Source organism: Pseudomonas sp. WSY_20 (assembly GCF_043104335.1).
Taxonomy (GTDB): Bacteria; Pseudomonadota; Gammaproteobacteria; order Pseudomonadales; family Pseudomonadaceae; genus Aquipseudomonas; species Aquipseudomonas parafulva_B.
The window spans coordinates 27721-43625 of the sequence record NZ_JBICKP010000023.1 but is presented as its reverse complement, the minus strand read 5'-3'; the positions used below and the strand labels follow the sequence as shown (position 1 = coordinate 43625).

The 15905-nt window shown below is 64.2% G+C and carries 13 protein-coding genes; 7 read left to right on the top strand and 6 right to left on the bottom strand.

What is annotated here, in order from left to right; translation table 11 throughout:
• The first annotated feature begins 10 nt into the window (after positions 1–10).
• From ACF8E5_RS08185 to glyA, 4 genes are read left to right on the top strand one after another with little or no spacing between them, the layout of a single operon-like run.
• The gene (locus ACF8E5_RS08185; RefSeq protein WP_392475106.1) at positions 11–1258 is read left to right on the top strand and encodes a benzoate/H(+) symporter BenE family transporter; all 1248 of its coding nucleotides are present in this window, start codon (positions 11–13) and stop codon (positions 1256–1258) included.
• The gene (locus tag ACF8E5_RS08180) at positions 1258–2100 is read left to right on the top strand and encodes a YggS family pyridoxal phosphate-dependent enzyme (RefSeq protein ID WP_392475105.1); all 843 of its coding nucleotides are present in this window, start codon (positions 1258–1260) and stop codon (positions 2098–2100) included. The genes ACF8E5_RS08185 and ACF8E5_RS08180 overlap by 1 nt, the downstream gene beginning before the upstream one ends.
• Before the next feature lie 23 nt (positions 2101–2123).
• Positions 2124–3305 (top strand): aspartate aminotransferase family protein, encoded by a 1182-nt coding sequence (locus ACF8E5_RS08175; protein WP_392475104.1) that lies wholly within the window; start codon positions 2124–2126, stop codon positions 3303–3305.
• A gap of 23 nt (positions 3306–3328) precedes the next feature.
• Positions 3329–4594 carry a serine hydroxymethyltransferase gene (gene glyA / locus ACF8E5_RS08170; protein WP_078477975.1) on the top strand — a complete coding sequence of 422 codons (1266 nt, stop codon included), beginning with the start codon at positions 3329–3331 and terminating at the stop codon, positions 4592–4594.
• A gap of 281 nt (positions 4595–4875) precedes the next feature.
• On the opposite strand, the gene ACF8E5_RS08165 is transcribed toward glyA, so the two are convergent.
• From ACF8E5_RS08165 to ACF8E5_RS08155, 3 genes are all read right to left on the bottom strand, one after another.
• The gene (locus ACF8E5_RS08165; protein WP_196126293.1) at positions 4876–7680 is read right to left on the bottom strand and encodes an FAD-binding and (Fe-S)-binding domain-containing protein; all 2805 of its coding nucleotides are present in this window, start codon (positions 7678–7680) and stop codon (positions 4876–4878) included.
• Between the two features lie 74 nt (positions 7681–7754).
• Entirely contained in the window at positions 7755–8900 is a 1146-nt protein-coding gene (lldD, locus tag ACF8E5_RS08160; protein ID WP_100850852.1) for an FMN-dependent L-lactate dehydrogenase LldD, read from the bottom strand.
• A 63-nt stretch (positions 8901–8963) separates the two neighbouring features.
• Positions 8964–10634: a lactate permease LctP family transporter gene (locus tag ACF8E5_RS08155; protein ID WP_058604770.1), complete on the bottom strand. Its 1671-nt coding sequence runs from the start codon at positions 10632–10634 to the stop codon at positions 8964–8966.
• A 254-nt stretch (positions 10635–10888) separates the two neighbouring features.
• On the opposite strand from ACF8E5_RS08155, the gene ACF8E5_RS08150 reads away from it, so the two are divergent.
• Positions 10889–11656 carry an FCD domain-containing protein gene (locus ACF8E5_RS08150; protein ID WP_058604769.1) on the top strand — a complete coding sequence of 256 codons (768 nt, stop codon included), beginning with the start codon at positions 10889–10891 and terminating at the stop codon, positions 11654–11656.
• Between the two features lie 142 nt (positions 11657–11798).
• Here the strand turns inward: ACF8E5_RS08150 and smpB are convergent, their stop codons facing one another.
• Positions 11799–12281 carry an SsrA-binding protein SmpB gene (smpB, locus tag ACF8E5_RS08145; protein WP_023533119.1) on the bottom strand — a complete coding sequence of 161 codons (483 nt, stop codon included), beginning with the start codon at positions 12279–12281 and terminating at the stop codon, positions 11799–11801.
• A gap of 163 nt (positions 12282–12444) precedes the next feature.
• Here smpB and ACF8E5_RS08140 point away from each other — a divergent pair, with 163 nt between their 5' ends.
• Entirely contained in the window at positions 12445–12885 is a 441-nt protein-coding gene (locus ACF8E5_RS08140; protein ID WP_023533169.1) for a type II toxin-antitoxin system RatA family toxin, read from the top strand.
• A gap of 120 nt (positions 12886–13005) precedes the next feature.
• On the opposite strand, the gene ACF8E5_RS08135 is transcribed toward ACF8E5_RS08140, so the two are convergent.
• Positions 13006–13533 (bottom strand): outer membrane protein assembly factor BamE, encoded by a 528-nt coding sequence (locus ACF8E5_RS08135; RefSeq protein ID WP_023533140.1) that lies wholly within the window; start codon positions 13531–13533, stop codon positions 13006–13008.
• A 97-nt stretch (positions 13534–13630) separates the two neighbouring features.
• Here ACF8E5_RS08135 and fur point away from each other — a divergent pair, with 97 nt between their 5' ends.
• Positions 13631–14035 carry a ferric iron uptake transcriptional regulator gene (gene fur, locus ACF8E5_RS08130; protein WP_023533128.1) on the top strand — a complete coding sequence of 135 codons (405 nt, stop codon included), beginning with the start codon at positions 13631–13633 and terminating at the stop codon, positions 14033–14035.
• A gap of 101 nt (positions 14036–14136) precedes the next feature.
• Here fur and recN read toward each other — a convergent pair whose 3' ends face one another.
• Positions 14137–15810 (bottom strand): DNA repair protein RecN, encoded by a 1674-nt coding sequence (gene recN / locus ACF8E5_RS08125; protein ID WP_023533129.1) that lies wholly within the window; start codon positions 15808–15810, stop codon positions 14137–14139.
• Positions 15811–15905: the final 95 nt, after the last annotated feature.

Genomic DNA, 15905 nt, shown 5'->3' with positions numbered 1-15905 from the left:
GCCAAGACCTATGTCATCTACTCGTACCCCCTCGCCCCTGCGCTTGCAGGACCTGCTGCACCCGGTGGTGGCCGGGCTCATTTCGGTGATCGTCAACTATGGCGGCACCTTCATTCTGGTGTTCCAGGCTGCCAAGGTCGCAGGGCTCAGCCCGGAGCTGACCGCCTCCTGGGTATGGTCGGTGTCCATCGGCGTGGGCGTGACCGGGCTGCTGCTCAGCTGGGTCAGCCGCGAGCCGATCATCACCGCCTGGTCCACGCCAGCGGCGGCGTTCCTGATCGTGGCCCTGGCCACCACGCCCTACGCCGAGGCGGTGGGAGCGTACATGGTGTCAGCTGTGGCCTTCGTGCTGCTGGGCGTGTCGGGCTACTTCGAAAAAGCCGTGCGCCTGATTCCGCCAGGGGTGGCCGCAGGCCTGCTGGGCGGCATCCTGTTGCAGTTCGGTATCGGCGCCTTCGCCAGCATGAGCGTCGACCCGCTGCTGATCGGGCTGCTGATCGGGGCGTACATCGTGTTCAAGCGCCTGAGCGCCCGCTATGCGGTGGTCGGCATCCTGGTACTGGGGCTGGTCTACCTGGTGATGCAGGGGCGGGTCGATTTCGCTGGGCTGTCCCTGGAATTCGCCACGCCAGTGTTCACCCGCCCCGAGTTCTCGCTCAACGCACTGCTGAGCGTGGCGCTGCCGCTGTTCCTGATCACCCTGACCGGCCAGTACATGCCCGGCATGCTGGTGTTGCGCAACGACGGGTTCCGCACCAGTGCCAACCCGATCCTCGGCATCACCGGGCTGGGCTCGCTGCTGATGGCACCGTTCGGCTCCCACGCCTTCAACATCGCCGCCATCACTGCCGCCATCTGCACCGGCAAGGAAGCGTCCGAAGACCCATCCAAGCGCTGGGTGGCGGGTGTGGCCGCCGGCATCTTCTACATCCTGGTGGGCATCTTCGGGGTGACCCTGGCGGCGGTGTTCATGGCCTTCCCGGCTACCTTCATCACCACCCTGGCGGGGCTGGCCCTGCTGGGCACCATCGGCGGCAGCCTGGCCAATGCCATGCTCGATGCAAAAGCGCGCGAGGCGTCGTTGATCACCTTCCTGGCCTGTGCGGCCAATATCACCCTGCTGGGTATCGGCGGTGCGTTCTGGGGGCTGGTGATCGGCCTTGTGGCCTACGCCGTGCTCAACGGTCGCCTGCCTCGCCGGGCCAAGGCCGTTCAGGCAGAACCGGCAGCAGTGCCCACCAAAGGAGCGACAAATTGATGAGCGAGTACGCCGAAGCCCTCACCACCCTGCATGCGCGCCACGGCCGCTACCCGCAGGCCAACACCGTCGAGGATTTTCGCCGCAACCTGGCCGCCGTGCATGAGCGCATCGCCCGGGCCTGCGAGCGGGTCGGGCGAGACCCGGCCGAAGTGCGCCTGCTGCCGGTCAGCAAGACCTTCGACGAAGCGCATCTGCGCCTGGCCTATGCCGCCGGTTGCCGCCTGCTGGGCGAGAACAAGGTGCAGGAGGCCCAGCGCAAGTGGGAAGCCATGGCCGACCTGCAAGACTTGCAGTGGTCGGTGATCGGCCACCTGCAGACCAACAAGGCCAAGCAGGTGGCGCGCTTTGCCAGCGAGTTCCAGGCGCTGGACAGCCTGCGGGTCGCCGAGGTGCTGGACCGCCGCCTGCGCATTGAGGGGCGGCAGATGGACGTGTTCGTCCAGGTCAATACCTCCGGTGAGGCCAGCAAGTACGGGCTGGTGCCTGATGACGTGGCGGCATTTGTGCAAGCGCTGCCAGCGTTCCCGGCGCTGCGTGTGCGCGGCCTGATGACCCTGGCGCTGTTTTCGGCCGACGCCGCGCGGGTACGCCCGTGCTTCGTGTTGCTGCGCGAGTTGCGCGACCGGCTGCGCGCCAGTGCGCCTGAAGGGGTGTCGTTGCAGGAGCTGTCGATGGGCATGTCGGGTGATTTCGAAGTGGCCATCGAGGAGGGCGCCACGGTGGTGCGCGTCGGCCAGGCGATCTTCGGCGCCCGCGCCATGCCCGATGCCTACTACTGGCCCACGGCCGATGCCGCGCCGCACCAGGAAGCCACCCCGTCGCTGGCCACCAGCCACTGACCCCTCTGTACAGGAAACCTGCAATGTCTGCTGCTCCCGCTTACCTGATGCACACTTCAGCCCGCCAACCGGTTGCGTTCAGCCGGGGCCAGGGCGCCCTGTTGTGGGATTCGCACGGGGTCGAGTACCTCGACGCCATCGCCGGGGTGGCCGTGACCAGCCTGGGGCACGCCAACCCCGAGATCGCCTCGGCCCTGGCCGAACAGGCCGACGTGCTGCTGCACACCACCAACATGTTTCGTATCCCGTGGCAGGAACAGCTTGGCGAGCGCCTGTGCCGGCTCTCGGGCATGGAGCGGGCGTTCTTCTGCAACTCCGGCGCCGAGGCTAACGAGGCCGCGCTGAAGCTGGCGCGCTTGCACGCCACGGCCCGGAACGTCGCCCAACCCCAGGTGCTGGTGATGGAAAACAGTTTCCATGGGCGCACCTTGGCAACCCTGGCCGCCACCGGCAACCCGGCCGTTCACCGCGGCTTCGAGCCACTGATGCCAGGCTTCATCCGCGTGCCCTACGATGACATCGAGGCCGTGCGCCAGGTCGCGGCCAACTCGCCCAATGTGGTGGCCGTGCTGGTCGAGCCCGTGCAGGGCGAGGGCGGTGTGCACCCGGCGTCGGCGGGCTATCTGCAAGCGCTGCGCCAGCTGTGCGACGCGCACCAGTGGCTGATGATGATCGACGAGGTGCAGACCGGCATGGGCCGTACCGGCACCTGGTTCGGCTTCCAGCACGCCGGCATCGAGCCCGATGTCATCACCTTGGCCAAGGCCTTGGGCAATGGCTTCCCCATCGGCGCGTGCCTGGCCCGTGGCAAGGCCGCCGAGCTGTTCTCCCCTGGCCACCATGCCTCCACCTTCGGCGGCAACCCGCTGGCATGCCGCGTGGGCTGCACGGTGGTGGACATCATGCAGCGCGATCACCTGCCGCAGCGGGCTGCGGTGCTGGGCCAGCGTTTGCTGGCGGCCCTGCAACGGGCGCTGGCCGGGCACCCTGAGGTGGTGTCGGTGCGCGGCCTGGGCCTGATGGTCGGTATCGAGCTCAACCGCCCCTGCGCCGAACTGGTGGACCGGGCCCGGGACGAGCAACACCTGCTGATCACCGTCACCCGAGGTACCACGGTGCGCCTGCTGCCGCCACTGATCTGCTCCGAGGCGCAGATCGACGACATCGCTTCACGCGTGACCTGCTTGCTGTCATCCCAAGCCTGATTCAGAACAAGGACGCTTAATACATGTACGACTCGACGCTGACCCTCAACGCCTTCGATCCAGAGCTGCACGCCTCGATTCGCAACGAAGTGAATCGCCAGGAAGACCACATCGAGCTGATCGCCTCGGAGAACTATGCCAGCCCATTGGTGATGCAGATCCAGAGCACGGTGCTCACCAACAAATACGCCGAGGGCTATCCCGGCAAGCGCTACTACAGTGGCTGTGAATACGTGGACGTGGCCGAAAGCCTGGCCATCGAGCGGGTCAAGGCCCTGTTCAACTGCGACTACGCCAACGTGCAGCCCCACGCTGGCGCCCAGGCCAACGCGGCGGTGTTTTTGGCGCTGATCCAGCCAGGCGACACCGTGATGGGCATGAACCTGGCCCAGGGCGGGCACCTGACCCACGGCAACCCGGCCAACTTCTCGGGCCGCCACTACAAGATCGTGCCCTACGGCCTGGACCCGAAGACGGGCTTTCTGGACTATGACGAGATGGAGCGCATCGCGCTGGAAACCCGCCCGAAGATGCTCATCGGTGGTTTCTCGGCCTACTCGCGCTACAAGGACTGGGCACGCATGCGCAGCATCGCCGACAAGGTCGGGGCCATCTTCTGGGTGGACATGGCCCACGTGGCCGGTCTGGTTGCCGCTGGCGAATACCCGGACCCGCTGCCCCACGCCCATGTGGTCACCAGCACCACCCACAAGACCCTGCGCGGCCCACGCGGCGGCCTGATTCTGTCCAAGGGGCAGGACGAGAGTTTCTACAAGAAGCTCGATTCGGCGGTGTTCCCTGGTGTCCAGGGCGGCCCACTGATGCACCAGATCGCGGCCAAGGCCGTGGCCTTCAAGGAAGCGCTGTCGCCGGCATTTCGCAGCTACCAGACCCAGGTGGTAACCAATGCCCGGGCCATGGCCAAAGTGTTGCAGGCGCGCGGGTACAAGATCGTGTCGGACGGGACCGACAACCACATGATGCTGATCGACCTGTCGGCCAAGCCCTACACCGGCAAGGAAGCCGATGCGGCCTTGAGCAGCGCCTATATCACGGCCAACAAGAACTCGGTGCCTAACGATCCGCGTTCGCCGTTCGTGACCTCGGGGCTGCGCATCGGTACGCCGGCAGTGACCACCCGTGGGTTCGATGTCGAGGCGTGCGAGCAGGTGGCGGGCTGGTTGTGCGATGTGCTCGATGCCCTGGAAACCGGGCGCAGTGACGAGGTGGGGCACCATGTGCGTGAGCAGGTGGTTGCGCTGTGCCGTCGTTATCCGGTTTATGGCTGAGAGGGTCGGGACCTGGCACCGGAGGTGTCGGGGTTTTTGATGCAGGTTTCATAACCTGTGTGAAAGGGCTGCCTGGCAGCCCTTTCTTGTTGCTGAGTTTGCTGTGCCGTTGGGTATCGGATGAAGATCACCGGGGCCGCTGCGCGGCCCATCGCGGCGCAAGGCCGCTCCACTGGGTTTTGCGTATTTGAATACTGCTCGGATGTACTGTGGGAGCGGCCTAGTGCCGCGATGGGCCGCGCAGCGGCCCCAGGCTCCCAGCATCGAACGCGGGGCTCCAGCTACCGCGCCTGGGTCACCCGATCCACCAGGTACACCAGCCCGTGATAATCGATGCCACTGTGGGTCGACAAGCCAATCTCACAGGTGCGGCTGGTAGAAATACCCTCACCACAGTACTGCACGGCATCCTTCAGGCTGCGCAAGGCATGGGCATTGAGCTCCGGGGTGGTGAAGCCCTTGTCGCCAGCAAACCCGCAGCAATGAATGCCTTCCGGTATCACCACCTGGGTGCTGCACCGCCGCGCCAGGTCGATCAGGGCCTGGCTTTCGCCCAAGTGCTGCGTACTGCAGGTCACATGCACGGCCACCGGTTCATCCTGCGGGGTGAAGGTGAGCCGGTCGACCAGGTGCGTGCGGATGAAACGCACGGGGTCGTACAGGTCCAAACGGGTATCCCCCAGGTCCTGGACCAGGCGCAACGTGCAGGGGCTGGTGTCGCAATAGATCGGGTCCAGGCCGCCACGGCTGGCGTGCAGCAGGGCATTGATCAGCTCCTGGCGCTTGTGTTCGGCCTGCTCGGGGTAGCCTTTGGAGGCGAAGGGCTGGCCGCAGCACAGGCTTTCGGCATTCTCCGGGAAGACGACCTGATACCCCGCTTTCTCTAATAGGCTGCGGGTTTTGTCCAGCAACGAGCTCTGCTCGCGATCGGCATACGCAGGGCCCATGACCTTGGACACGCAGGCAGCCAGGTAGACCACGCGCGGGCGCGGGTCGTTGCTCGCCTCACCTACGCGCACAGGGCGCAGAGGCTGGGGCATCGCCGGGGTCCAGCGGGGCACGCGGCCTTTGCTGGTCTTGCTCAGGACGGCGCTCAAGCGGTTAAGACGAGGCGCGCCCAGTAGCTTGCGGGCTGTATTGGCGGCGGTCAGGGACAGGCGCGCGCCGCCCATGGCCGTCTTGAAGTGTTCGGCCAACCAGTCGGCGGTCTTGCCATGTTCGGCCGCCTGGGCGCGCAGCTTCTTGACCAGCTCGCCGGTGTTGATGCCCACCGGGCAGCGCTGGGCACACAGCCCCGTGGCAGCGCAGGTGTCCATGCCCTGGTACTGGAAGGTGTCGCGCAGGGCGCGGGTATCCTGGCCGTTGCGTTCCTTGGCCTGGATATCCCGCCACATGACGATGCGCTGGCGCGGGCTGAGGGTCAGCCCCTTGGACGGGCACACCGGCTCGCAGAAACCGCATTCGATGCACTTGTCGACGATTGCGTCGGCAGCCGGCAGCGGCTTGAGGTGCTTGAGGTGAATGGCCGGGTCTTCGCTGAGCACCACATCAGGGTTGAGAATGCCGTTAGGGTCGAGCAGGCGCTTGAGCTGCCACATCAGCTGGTAGGCATCATGCCCCCATTCGAGCGCCACGAAGGGCGCCATGTTGCGGCCGGTGCCGTGCTCGGCCTTGAGCGAGCCGCCGAACTCCACGGCCACCAACTGCGCCACGTCGTCCATGAAAGCCTGGTAGCGAGCCACTTCCTCGGCGCTGTTGAAACCCTGGGTGAAGACAAAGTGCAGGTTGCCTTCCAGCGCATGGCCGAAAATGATCGCCTCGTCGTAGCGGTGCTGGTCGAACAGCTGGATCAGGCGGTTGACGCCCTCGGCCAGTTGCTCGACGGGGAAGGTGACGTCTTCGATGATGACCGTGGTGCCGGTCTGGCGCACGGCGCCCACGGCGGGGAAGGTGTCCTTGCGGATCTTCCACAGCTGGTTGTACACCACCGGGTCTTCGCTGAAATCCACTTGCTGTTCCAGGGGGAACTCGGCAATCGAGGCCATCACCTGGTGCACCTGCTCGTGCAGCAGGGTCTGGCTGGCGGCGCGGGATTCGATCAACAGCGCGCAGGCGTTGGCCGACAGGCCCTTGACCCATACCGGCATGCCGGCCATGTCCTGCACCGAGCGCAGGCTGCGCCGGTCCAGCAACTCCACCGCCGACACGGGCTGGCGCTTGAGGATCGGCACGGCGCGGCAGCAGCTTTCGACACTGGGGAACACCAGCAGGGCGCTGGCCTTGTGTGGGTGGTCGGGCACGGTGTCGTAGGTCACCGCGCTGATGAAACCCAGGGTGCCCTCGGAGCCGACCAGCAGGTGCTGCAGGATGTCGAGCGGCTGGTCGAAATCCACCAGGGCATTGAGCGACAGGCCGGTGGTGTTCTTGAGCCGGTACTTGTGCCGGATGCGCTCGGCCAGGGCCGTGTTGGCGCGGGTCTCCCGGCCCAGGCGGGCGAGGGCGTCGAGCAAGGTGGCGTGGCTTTTCTGGAAGGCTGCGACGCTGGCCGGGTCCTCGCTGTCCAGGCAGGTGCCGTCGGCCAGCACCAGGCGCAGGCCGGCCAGGGTGTGGTAGGTGTTCTGCGCCGTGCCGCAGCACATGCCGCTGGCGTTGTTGGCGACGATGCCGCCAATCTTGCAAGCATTGATCGAGGCGGGGTCCGGGCCGATCTTGCGCCCGAACGGCGCCAGCCAGGCATTGGCCTGGGCGCCGATGACACCCGGCTGCAGCCTGATCTGCTCGCCCTGGCCGCGCACCTCGCGCCCGTTCCAGTTATCGCCCAGCACGATCAGGACCGAATCGCTGATGGCCTGGCCGGACAAGCTGGTGCCGGCAGCGCGGAAGGTGATGGGCACTCGCTCACGCTGGGCCAGCTTGATCAGGCCGACCACCTCGGCCTCGGACTCCACGCGCACCACCAGCTTGGGGATCAGGCGATAGAAGCTGGCATCGGTGCCGAAGGCCAGAGTAGAGGTCGGGTCGTCGAAGCGACGCTCGGCAGGTATCAGGCGCTCGGCATCGCGCAGAAACGCAGCAGGCAGGCTCATGCAGTCTCCTCGCGGGGCCGCGACGTCTGGTGCGGCGCGTGCCCCGGTAATCAGGCGGTGTTTCAGGCAGGCGCTCAGGCGCCCAGTTCGCGTACCAGCGAGTCGCGGGTGATCTCGCCGATGGACTTGGTGCCGGTCAGCACCATGGCCACGCGCATTTCTTTCTCGAACAGCTCCAGCAGGTTCTTCACCCCCGCCTGGCCATGAACTGCCAGGGCATACAGGAAGGCCCGGCCGATCAGCACGGTGTCCGCGCCCAGGGCGATCATGCGCACCACGTCCAGGCCGCTGCGAATGCCGGAGTCAGCCAGGATCTTCAGGTCGCCCTTCACCGCGTCGGCAATCGCCGGCAAGGCGCGGGCACTGGATAGCACGCCGTCGAGCTGGCGGCCACCGTGGTTGGACACGACGATGCCGTCGGCGCCGAACTTGACCGCATCGCGGGCATCGTCGGCGTCGAGGATGCCTTTGATGATCATCGGGCCGTCCCAGAACTCGCGGATCCACTCCAGGTCGCGCCAGGAAATGGACGGGTCGAAGTTGTTGGCCAGCCAGCCGATGTAGTCGGCCAGGCCGGTGGGGTTGCCCCGGTAGGTGGAGATGTTGCCCAGGTCGTGCGGGCGGCCCATGACGCCCACGTCCCATGCCCACTGCGGGTGGGTCATGGCTTGCAGCATACGCCGCAGCGGGCCGTTCTTGCCGCTCATGCCCGAGTGGGCATCACGGTAGCGGGCGCCGGGAGTAGGCATGTCGACGGTGAACACCAGGGTGCGAACGCCGGCGGCCTTGGCGCGCTCCAGGGCATTGCGCATGAAGCCGCGGTCCTTGAGCACGTACAGCTGGAACCACATCGGCCGGTCGATGGCCGGGGCCACTTCTTCGATGGGGCAGACCGAAACGGTGGACATCGTGAACGGGATGCCGTGGGCGGCCGCCGCACGGGCCGCCTGCACTTCGCCACGACGGGCGTACATGCCGGTCAGGCCGACCGGGGCCAGGGCCACGGGCATGCTCAGGGTTTCACCGAACAGCTCGGTCTGCAGGCTGAGTTCGGACATGTTCTTCAGCACGCGCTGGCGCAGGGCGATGCTGGCCAGGTCCGAAACGTTGTGGCGCAGCGTGTACTCGGCGTAGGCGCCGCCGTCGGCATAGTGGAACAAGAAGGGCGGCAACTTGCGTTGGGCGGCGGCGCGGTAATCGGTAGAGGCAGAAATGATCATGGGCTCTCGCAGCTTGGCAGGTGAGTAAGGCCGGGCAATGTGGGCTGCCCGGCCCCTTTCACTTTAGTGATGAACCAGCATGCCGGTCAGCCAGTAGGCCTGCACCAAGGTGATCAGGCCGACGATGGTGGCGAAGAACAGGCTGTGCTTGACGGTGAAGCGGAACAGGTCGGACTCCTTGCCCACAAGGCCGGTGGCGGCGCACGCCACGGCGATCGACTGCGGCGAGATCATCTTGCCGGTCACGCCGCCGCTGGTGTTGGCTGCAACCAGCAGGGTGTCGTTCACGCCGATCTGGTGTGCGGTGGTGGCTTGCAACGAGCTGAACAGGGCATTGGAGGAGGTGTCCGAACCGGTCAGGAACACCCCCAGCCAGCCCAGGAACGGCGAGAAGAACGGGAACGCTGCGCCGGTGCCAGCCAGTACCAGGGCCATGGTCGAGGACATGCCGGAGTAGTTGGTCACGAAAGCGAAGGCCAGCACCATGCCAATGGACAGGATGGGCCAGCGCAGCTCGTACAGGGTTTCCTTGAAAGTGGTCAGACCAGTTTTGAGGTTGATCTTGAGCACGGCCATGGAGATCAGCGCCGACAGGAAAATCGCGGTGCCCGTGGCAGAAATCGGGTCGAGCTTGAACACGGCCGGCATGGCCGTAGGCGCGGCCACGATGGGGGCGGTCTTGATCACCAGTTGGTCGAGGTGCGGGATGGCGAAGTTGAACACGAAGTTGTACATCGCACCGCCCGGGGCGAACGCGGCTTTGAAGGGCTTGAGGGTCCAGATCGTGACCAGCACCGTGAGAATCAGGAACGGCGACCAGGCTTTGAAGATTTCACCCAGGCTGTAGGGGCTTGGCTGGCTGCCACCGGTTTGCACCACGGCCGCGCCAACGCTGCCAGTGGCCGCTGCGAACGAGCGCTTGGGCTGCCACACTTTCAGGAACAGGGTCAGGGCGATCAGGCTGGCCAGGGCCGAGGTGATGTCCGGCAGTTCCGGGCCGATGAAGTTCGAGGTGAAGTACTGGGTGACGGCGAAGCTCAGGCCGGCCACCAGGGCTGCGGGCCAGGTTTCTTTCACGCCGCGCAGGCCGTCCATCATGAACACCAGCCAGAAAGGCACGAACAGCGACAGCAACGGCAGCTGGCGACCGGTCATGGCGCCGATGTGGAAGGCGTCGATGCCGGTGACCTGGCCTGCCACGATGATCGGGATGCCCAGCGCGCCGAAAGCGACCGGTGCGGTGTTCGCGATCAAGCACAGGCCTGCCGCGTACAACGGGTTGAAGCCAAGGCCCACCAGCAGCGCGGCGGTGATCGCTACCGGCGCACCAAAGCCGGCCGCCCCTTCCAGGAAGGCGCCAAAGCAGAAACCGATCAGCAGCACCTGCAAGCGCTGATCGTCGGTTATCGACAGCACCGAGCTGCGGATCACCTCGAACTGGCCGCTCTTGACCGTGAGTTTGTACAGGAACACGGCCGCGACGATGATCCAGGCGATGGGCCACAGACCATAGAGGAAGCCGTAGCCGGCAGCGGCCAGAGCCATGTCGACAGGCATCTTGAAGGCGAAGATCGCCACCAGGATCGACAGACCCAAGGTGATGCTGCCGGCGACGTGGCCTTTGAGGCGGAAGACGGCCAGGGCCAGGAAGAAGAATACGATGGGGATGACCGCCGCCAGGGCGGACAGGCCGAGACTGCCCAGCGGGCTGTAGAGTTGTTGCCAGGTTTGCATATGGGGTGGCCCCTAATTGTTGTTGGTCATGCGCTGGCCCTGGATAATTGGTAAGACCAATTTACAATGGCTCGCCGCTAGGTTAAAAGCGCACACGGGGGTGTGTCAATTTGTCCGAGGCAGCACTTTGGTCGAATGCCGATAAGCGGGCAGGTGATGTGGCATGAAAAACGAGCGCTGGTGGGTGTCGGCCGGCTGCGGATCGGCGAGAATGGATGCCCCGGATATCAGCCGGGATTCGTGGAGAGCGTGTGATGGTTTTTGATCAGGTCCGCCAGCGGCGCCTGTCCGACGACATTGTCGATCGGTTGGAAGGGATGATTCTGGAAGGCACGTTGACGTCGGGCCAGCGGCTGCCGGCCGAACGCGTGCTGGCCGAGCAGTTCGGGGTGTCACGCCCGTCGCTGCGCGAAGCGATCCAGAAGCTGGTGGCCAAGGGCTTGCTGGTCAGCAAGCAGGGCGGCGGCAACTATGTGGCGCAGTCGCTGGGCTCCACGTTCAGCGACCCGTTGTTGCAACTGCTCGAACACAGCCCCCAAGCGCAACACGACCTGCTGGAGTTCCGCCACACCCTGGAGGCGTCTTGTGCCTATTACGCTGCCCAGCGCGCCACTGCACCCGACCGGGCTCGCTTGAAGGAGGCGTTCGACGTGCTGCAGGACTGCTACGCGCGGGCAGGGGAGGTCACACGGGCCGAAGAAGGCGCCGCCGATGCGCGTTTTCACCTGGCCATTGCCGAGGCCAGTCACAATGCCGTGCTGCTGCATACCATCCGCGGGTTGTTCGACTTGCTCAAGCGCAACGTGGTCACCAACATCGGGGGCATGTATCAGCAACGCAGCGAAACGCGCGACATGCTGATCAGTCAGCACCGGGAGTTGTACCTGGCGATTGTCGAAGGTCGGGCCGAGGATGCGCGGGAGGTGTCCAGCCGGCACATTCTGTACGTGCAGGAGGTGCTTGAAGAGGCGCACGAAGAGGCGCAGCGGGTCGCGCGGGCGGAGCGGCGCAACGGGCACTAGGGGTATTTGTGCAGGCGAGTGTGCGCGTGAACAGCAGGCCGCTGCGGGCGACGTGCTGTTCATGGCAAGTACACATCCCTTTGAGGAACAGATCGGGCAACTAGCTGCCCGTATCATCACTCGGCGGGGAAGGGGGCAAACGTTAGTCTTCCTTGCCCTTGTTGCGTACGGCCCGCTGCAGCTCGCGGTTGGAATCGCGTTCGCGCACGGTATCGCGCTTGTCGTATTCCTTCTTGCCCTTGCCCAGTGCGATTTCGCACTTGATCAGGTGCTTGCTCCAGTACAGCGCCAATGCCACGCAGGTATAACCCTTCTGCGCCACGGCCGCTTCCAGGCGCTCGAGCTCACGCTTGTTGAGCAGCAGCTTGCGGGTGCGGATGGGGTCTGCGATGACGTGGGTGCTGGCTGTGGTCAGCGGGGTGATGTGGCTGCCGAACAGCCAGGCCTCACCGTCCTTGAGCAGCACATAGCTGTCAACGAGGTGCGCCTTGCCGGCTCGCAGGCTTTTTACTTCCCAGCCGGACAGGACCAGCCCGGCCTCGAACTTGTGCTCGATGAAGTAATCGTGTCGCGCTTTCTTGTTCTGCGCGATGGTCCCGGTCGGATGTTTTTTTTGCTTAGCCATAGGGACGGCATTATAGGCAAGTCCGCGCGTCGTCCGCTATGGGATTTCTGCGTGCTTGAGCCACTGGAATGAATACCGGACAATACCTGCACTGTCATAGGTACAGAACCTGTAATCGGAATGCTGCGAAGCACCGCCACCCAGCCTTGGAAGTGACGCCTGGATGACTACCCATATTCAACGCTCCGCCCTGCTGCCATACCCCGCCCAGGCCTTGTACGACCTGGTAAACGATGTGGCCAGCTACCCGGACTTCTTGCCCTGGTGTTCCGACTCGACGGTGCTCGAAGCCAGCGAAACCCACATGCGCGCCAAGCTCGAGGTGGCCAAAGGCGGTATCAGCCAGCACTTCGTTACCCGTAATGTGCTGGTGCCGGGGCAATCCATCGAGATGAACCTGGAGGAGGGGCCGTTCTCTCAGCTGCACGGCATCTGGGTGTTCAAGCCCTTGGGTGAGAAGGCCTGCAAGATCAGCCTGGACTTGTCGTTCGACTATGCCGGCTCATTGGTGCGCGCCACCTTGGGGCCGCTGTTCAATCAGGCCGCCAATACCCTGGTGGATGCGTTTTGCGAGCGTGCCAAGCAGTTGTACGCTGCTTCCTAAGGGTTGCAATCGAGGTATGGCCACACTCAAGTGGCAGGGAGCGATGACGCTCGATTGGAAGCGTCTCTTGCAGCAATGAAAAAGCCCGGACACTGTCCGGGCTTTTTCGTATCAGCGCGTTTAGCGCGTTTCCAGCGGTGCCGGTGTAGGCACTGGCGTGGTTTCGATGGTGTCGATCTCGCGCTGGATGGATTCCTCGACCGAGCCTGGTTTGGCCGGTTTTTCTTCCGGTTGGGCTGCCGGCTGCTCGCCGTTGGCACCTGGGCTGACCGTGGTGTCGCCGCTGCCACCAAGGATTTCCTGGTCGCGGCTGACGCCCGGCATGAAGTCGCCAGACAGGCTTACCAGCTGGTCGCTTTCATTGAAGAAAATGCTCATGCGTTCCTGTTGGCGCTGACCGCCACCAGGTTGCAGGCTGTATAGGTAGTCCCACCGGTTGGTGTGGAACGTATCCTGAATCAGAGGGTTGCCCATGATAAACCGCACTTGCCGCCGGGTCATTCCCGGACGCAATTGGTCTATCATGTCCTGCGTGACGACATTGCCCTGCTGGATGTCGATTTTGTAAACCCCGGGAAACGAGCAACCGGCGAGTGCGAGCAGTCCCACGAAGGTGAGGCTGGTTAGCAAGAGCTTGGTGTTTTGCATCGGTGGGCGACTTCCACTATCTTGGCTGGACAACGTAAACACCGATCATACCCGTATTAAGAGAAGCTGCGAAGCAGCATCGGCGAGAAAGCTGACCATGGTTGAAAATAGCGAATTGCGCAAAGCCGGTCTCAAGGTGACCCTGCCTCGAGTCAAGATCCTTCAAATGCTCGACTCTGCCGAGCAGCGTCACATGAGCGCCGAAGATGTGTACAAGGCCCTCATGGAGGCAGGCGAGGATGTTGGCCTGGCCACCGTGTACCGTGTACTGACCCAGTTCGAAGCAGCGGGTCTGGTGGTTCGCCACAACTTCGACGGCGGTCATGCGGTGTTCGAACTGGCCGATGGCGGTCACCACGACCATATGGTCAACGTGGATACCAGTGAAGTCATCGAGTTCATGGACGCCGAGATCGAGAAGCGTCAGCGTGAAATCGTCGAAGAGCATGGTTTCGAGCTGGTGGACCACAACCTGGTCCTTTATGTGCGTAAGAAGAAGTAACGATTACTTCGTTCTGAACAGCAAAGGCGACCCTGGGGTCGCCTTTGTTTTTTCTGCAAACGGTGGTGGTGACCGTTATTCCGGCCCTGTGCCGAAGTGCCTCAGGCCTTGCCGCTGACCACCATCTTGCGCGCATGGGCCAGCGATTCCTTGGTCAGGTCGATGCCACCCAGCATGCGCGCCACTTCTTCGACCCGCTCGCGTTTGCCAAGGCTGGCCACGGCCGTGTGCGTGGTATCGCTCTCGCGGACCTTGTGCACGAACAGGTGGTGATGCCCTTGGGCGGCTACCTGAGGCAGGTGGGTGACGGTCAGCACCTGGCCGCGTTCGCCCAGGCGACGCAACAGCTGGCCCACGATTTCCGCCGTAGGCCCGCCGATACCCACGTCCACTTCGTCGAATACCAGGGTAGGGATGCGCGACGTCTGTGCCGTAATGACCTGGATCGCCAGGCTGATCCGGGACAGTTCGCCGCCCGAGGCGACTTTGGACAGCGCCTTGAGAGGCTGGCCGGGGTTGGCGCTGACCAGCAATTCGATCTGCTCCAGCCCATTGGGTGATAGGTCGGCCGTGTCATTGGGCGTGAGCTGAATGCAGAAGCGGCCACCGGGCATGCCCAGGCGCTGGATTTCCTGCTCGACCGCCTCTGCCAGTTGCTTGGCGGCATGCTGACGCAACCCGCTCAGTTCGCGGGCCTTCTCTTTATAGTGCTGAGCGAATGCAGCCATTTCTTCGCCCAGGCGCTCCAGGGATTCATCGCTGGCGTTGAGCCCTTCGAGCTCCTCCATCAACTGCTGCTGCAGGTGCGGTAGCTCCGTGGGGTGCACCCGGTGTTTGCGCGCCAGGGTGTAGATAGTGTCGAGGCGCTCTTCCAGGGCCTGGAGGCGCATGGGGTCGGCATCGAAATTGTCGAGGAAGCGGTTGAGTTCGCCCACGGCTTCTTCCACCTGAATCTGCGCGCTGGCAATCAGGTTGGCCGCTTCCGACAGTGCCTTGGGGGCGTTGCTGGCAGCGCCCAGCCGGTTGAGGCTGGAGGTGAGCGCGCCAAGCACATTGCCCGAATCGCTTTCACTGCACTGGTCGATGACCTGGCGGCAAATGCCGAACAGGGCCTCGGCGCTGGTGAGGTTCTTGTGCTCCTGCTCCAGGTGCTCCAGCTCGTTTTCGCCCAGGCCTAGGTTGTCCAGCTCTTCGAGCTGGTAGCTGAGCAGTTGGTGACGGGCACGCTGTTCGTCGCCGGAATTGGACAGGCGCTCCAGTTCGAGCCGGGTCTGGTTCCAGCGCTTGGCCGCCATCTGCACTTGCCGGGCCAGGTCGATGGCCCCGGCGTACTCGTCGAGCAGGCGCCGGTGGGTATCGGCCTTGAGCAGGGACTGGTGCTCGTGCTGGCTGTGGATGTCGATCAGCAGCTCGCCCAGAGCCTTGAGGTCACCGAGGGGGCAGGGCGTACCGTTGATATAGCCACGGCTGCGGCCTTCGGCAGTGATGACACGCCGCAGGATGCACAGCCCATCGCTGGCCAGGTCACGTTCGGCGAGCCAAGTGTGGGCCTCGGGGATGTCGACCAGGTCGAACGTGGCGAGGATGTCGGCCTTGTCGGTGCCGGGGCGTACCACGCCGCTGTCGGCGCGGTCGCCCAGGGCCAGGCCCAGGGCATCGAGCATGATCGACTTGCCCGCACCTGTCTCGCCCGTGATCACGGACATGCCGCGGGCGATTTCCAGGTCGAGGTGTTCGACGATGGCGTAGTTGTGAATGGACAGGTGCACCAGCATGAGGGCGACTCCAGAAAGTCATGTCTGGTTATTTATACAGTAGTTTTTTCCAGCCTGCCAATGCCCTTTTGGTGCAAACGCTTCAAGGCGTAAAA